Here is a 3,987-nt window from a genome sequence, read left to right on the forward strand (position 1 = left end):
GCCAGGAACCTGGGAGCGAAGTGGTTTTATACCTTCAGAAAGGTCATTTTGCCGATCATCATGCCTGGCGTGTTGGCAGGGACATTATTGGCATTCATCGAGTCAGTCGGGGAATTTCCAACGTCGGTGCTGTTATATACGATTTCCAATAGGCCGATATCCATTGAAATCATGAATCAGCTGCGGATGTTCAATATGGGGCAGGCCGCTGCCTATGGGATGATACAAATTACGCTTATTGTTATCGTGCTTTTCATTTCAAACAAGTTTTTTGGAATCAAGGCGGAAAAAGCTTTATAAATCGGAGGTTCAAAAATGGGTAAGCTTGATGAATTTATCAAAAATGAAGGCAGTGCTTTTCCTGGGAAAACATATGCGGAAGAGCTTCTGATACCTGTTTTTAATGATCAAAGAGATTACTTATTTCATGCAATGTTCGATATTCATCGGGCACATGTCATCATGCTTTCAGAGCAAAAGATCATTATGGAAAGTGAAGCGACCATCATGTTGGAGGGGATTCGGAAAGTGGCTCAAACAGATCTCGGCGTGCTGAACTATCAACCGCAATTCGAAGACTTATTTTTCATGATGGAGGCAAAGATCGGAGAAGAAATCGGCCATGAGCTGGCGGGTAAAATCCATATCGGCCGCAGTCGCAATGATATGGGGGTCGCGATGTACAGGCTCGTATTAAGAGGCCGCCTTCTCCAACTGATTGGTCATGTGGATCAATTGCGAGAAGTATTCCTCGTGCAGGCAGAGAAGCATGTAGAGACTTATATAACCGGCTACACGCATACTCAGCCTGCCCAGCCGACAACATTAGGCCACTACTTTCTGGCCATTCATGATGTTCTTCAAAGAGATTCAGGCAGGCTATGGGCAGCATACGAAACGGTGAATCAGTCTCCCCTGGGTGCCGCTGCATTGACCACGACCGGCTTTCCGATCAGCCGGGATCGGACTGCCGAACTGCTTGGCTTCGATTCGATTATTGAAAATTCCTATGACTCGATCGCCGGTGCCGATTATTTGGTGGAAACCGCGACGGCGATCATGACGTGCATGGTTGATGCCGGAAGATGGATTCAGGATTTCCTGCAGCATGTGACAAGGGAATTTGGTACATTTCATGTGGCAGATCCCTATGTCCAAGTAAGCAGCATCATGCCGCAAAAAAGGAATCCTGTCTCCATTGAACATTCCCGGTCGATTGCAAGCAGTGCGTATGGGGATGCCCTAGCTGCCATGACTATGATCCACAATACGCCATTTGGGGATATCGTCGATACGGAAGATGATTTGCAGCCGCATTTATACCGGGCTTTTTCGAATGCGGGCCGTGTCATGAAGCTTATGTATGCCGTCATCGCTACCTTGAAAGTAAATGAAGGGCATACGAAGGGAATGGCGGCAAAATCCAGTATAACCGTTACTGAATTGGCGGATACGCTCTCAAGGGAGCACAAGATATCCTTCAGAAAAGCCCACTCGATAGCCAGTCATATCGCAAAACGTTCGTTAAGTGAAGGAAAAGAGCTATATGATTGGGATATAAAGGACATTAACAAGCTTGTAAATCAATTCGTTTCAGTAAATATTTCAGGAGATGAATGGAAAAAAATCATCTCCCCCGAGTACTTTGTCGAGATAAGGAGCATCCAGGGCGGACCGAGCCCAAAAGAAGTTTCGAGGATGATAGTGGATAGAAAACAAAAACTGGAGAAACAAGTGCAGACTTACAGGAAAACGGTTAAAGCGTTGAATGACCGAAGGAAGGCTTTAGTGGATTATTGACGGGATCAAGCAACTTGGGGTAAACGAGAATAACAAAGGCTCAGTCTTTTTGACTGAGCCTCTCGTCTCGTATTTGCTAGTCGTTGCATCAAATCTTGTTAATATTAGGTTCTGCCTGCATGGTCCTCTTACTGAAAGCAAGGCTTACTAGGAACATCACCAGGAAATTGACCGCCAAGGCAATGATTCCGACATTCAAATCTTTCGCCGCTTGCGGCAAGGATGGAAACAAGGTTCCTATTGTCGAATGACTGACCGTAATGCAGGTGACGATGGCCAACCCACTGATGATGCCGGCAATTGCACCATATTTATTGATGGGATTATTCTTTTTCAAACTAAAGAGAAGGGACGGGAAGAGCTGTGTAATGAAACTGTATCCCATGAGAATCAGTGCTGACATCGTATCGCCTCCGTTCAAGGTAAAGTAGACGGCGATAAGGGCTATGGCGGGCACAAGGAATTTTGCCAATCTTACAATGTGCCTATCGGATGCTGCCGGGGCAATTTCCTTATAGACGTTCTTCGCGAGCAGCGTAGCGACACTCATCAATAGCATCGATCCCGGAACCAATGCGGTCAGCAACCCCGCTCCGCCGATTATGCCGATGAACCATGGATCGAAGGTCTCGATCGAAAGGCGGAGCAAGGAGAGGTCGGCATCTGCACCAACGAGCCCTGGCACTTTCAATATGGCTGTGAACCCCACGAAAAACACGAATAGTAACATGAGTGTATAAATGGGGCTGATGATGGCATTCTTTCGAAAGATCTTCCCGCTGCGCGCTGAATATACCGCACTGAAAACTTGCGGCCACATATAGAAACCGAACACGAGCAAGGTTACCGTGGAGATGAACCATGATACGCTAAGCCCTTCGTCAGGAAGCTTCAGAAAACCAGGCTTGGCTGCATCGACTGCTTCGAACATCGGTTGAAAACCGCCAAAGTAATGAATGGGCAAATAAATGCCCAAGAAGCCTATGATGGCAATCATCAAGGTATCTTTAATGACTGCAGTCCAGACAGATCCGTGTATGCCGGATATCATGACATAAATGGTTAGGCTGATGGCTCCCATCCAAACCGCCGCAGACATGGAAATGCCACCATAAGATGCTTCGGATACAATGATCCCCAAACCCTTCAGCTGCACGACGATCACTGGAATCATCGAAACCACACCGACAATCGCCGCCAGTATGCCGAGGACGGGACTTTGATATTTGCTAACAAAAAAGTCGGATTGGGACATAAGTTTATTTTCCTTGGCATATTTCCATATTTCAGGAAGGAGCCAATAGGATAATACGTAAGACAATGTGATGTATATGAGAACATATAAGGCGGGGGCACCTTTGCCGTAGGCCCAGCCGCTGCCGCCAAGAAAGGAGAAGGTCGTATAGATTTCCCCGGCCATCAATAAAAAGACGAAGATCGCCCCGAACCCGCGTCCGCCGACCGTCCATTGCTCGAGGTTCATGTCTTTTCCTTTGGAGGAACGAATGCCTAGAAATATGGCTAAAAGTAAAAATGCTAAAATAATGAAAAGGGAGCTCTTCATTCCTGGTCACCTTCGCGATTCCTTGGATCCAGCTTATACATGATGCCCAAGATCACCGATGTAAGGACAACCCACATCGACATCCAGAACATATTGAAGGGCATTCCCAATACATATGGCTCTATTCTATTCACAAAAGGCAGGAATCCTAGTATGCCAATAAAAGGTACTAGTGTAAGGATATAGATCATCTTCATTAAACAAACCCCTCCGTTTTATATAAAGTGAAGCGTCTGCCATCTTTTTTAGGCAATCGGCCGATGATATATAGCTTACACTATTTTGATATAAAATTTAATGTGGACGCTTATATATTTATGCGGCACTGTCAAGGGACGGAGGAAACCTTGAGCTCCAATAAGTCCAAGGCTTCCTCCTTTTCGTTATCGTTTTTTATATTTGTAAAGCATCGCCAAGACGATGAACCAGATCGGCGTCATCAACAGTGAGAGTCGTGTAGCCTCAGCGAATAGCATGACGAGCAGGATGAACGCGAATAAACCTAGGATCAGGTAATTGATGAAGGGTGTCAAGGGTGCCCTGAAAGTCGATTTGGCCCTTAAGTCAGGCCGTTTTTTCGTATATATGATATGGGAGATCAAGATGATGCTCCATACCCAAAT

The 3,987-nt window shown here is 45.9% G+C and carries 4 protein-coding genes and 1 pseudogene; 2 read left to right on the forward strand and 3 right to left on the reverse strand.

Features of this window, described 5'->3' with window-relative positions; all coding sequences use genetic code 11:
* Both CVN76_RS04475 and argH read left to right on the forward strand, forming a co-directional pair.
* Positions 1-300 (forward strand): ABC transporter permease subunit (locus CVN76_RS04475; protein ID WP_157805516.1); only part of this gene is annotated, 300 nt, incomplete at its 5' end.
* A gap of 15 nt (positions 301-315) precedes the next feature.
* Positions 316-1,800: an argininosuccinate lyase gene (argH, locus tag CVN76_RS04480; RefSeq protein ID WP_100530453.1), complete on the forward strand. Its 1,485-nt coding sequence runs from the start codon at positions 316-318 to the stop codon at positions 1,798-1,800.
* A gap of 88 nt (positions 1,801-1,888) precedes the next feature.
* On the opposite strand, the gene CVN76_RS04485 is transcribed toward argH, so the two are convergent.
* From CVN76_RS04485 to CVN76_RS04495, 3 genes and pseudogenes are all read right to left on the reverse strand, one after another.
* The gene (locus CVN76_RS04485; RefSeq protein ID WP_100530454.1) at positions 1,889-3,364 is read right to left on the reverse strand and encodes a sodium:solute symporter family protein; all 1,476 of its coding nucleotides are present in this window, start codon (positions 3,362-3,364) and stop codon (positions 1,889-1,891) included.
* Positions 3,361-3,561, reverse strand: a complete 201-nt coding sequence (locus CVN76_RS04490) for a DUF3311 domain-containing protein (RefSeq protein WP_064464075.1) — start codon at positions 3,559-3,561, stop codon at positions 3,361-3,363. The genes CVN76_RS04485 and CVN76_RS04490 overlap by 4 nt, the downstream gene beginning before the upstream one ends.
* Positions 3,562-3,747: 186 nt before the next feature.
* Positions 3,748-3,987 (reverse strand): annotated as a pseudogene (locus tag CVN76_RS04495) (amino acid permease); the annotation flags it as partial.

It is taken from the genome of Bacillus sp. mrc49 (assembly GCF_002803435.1).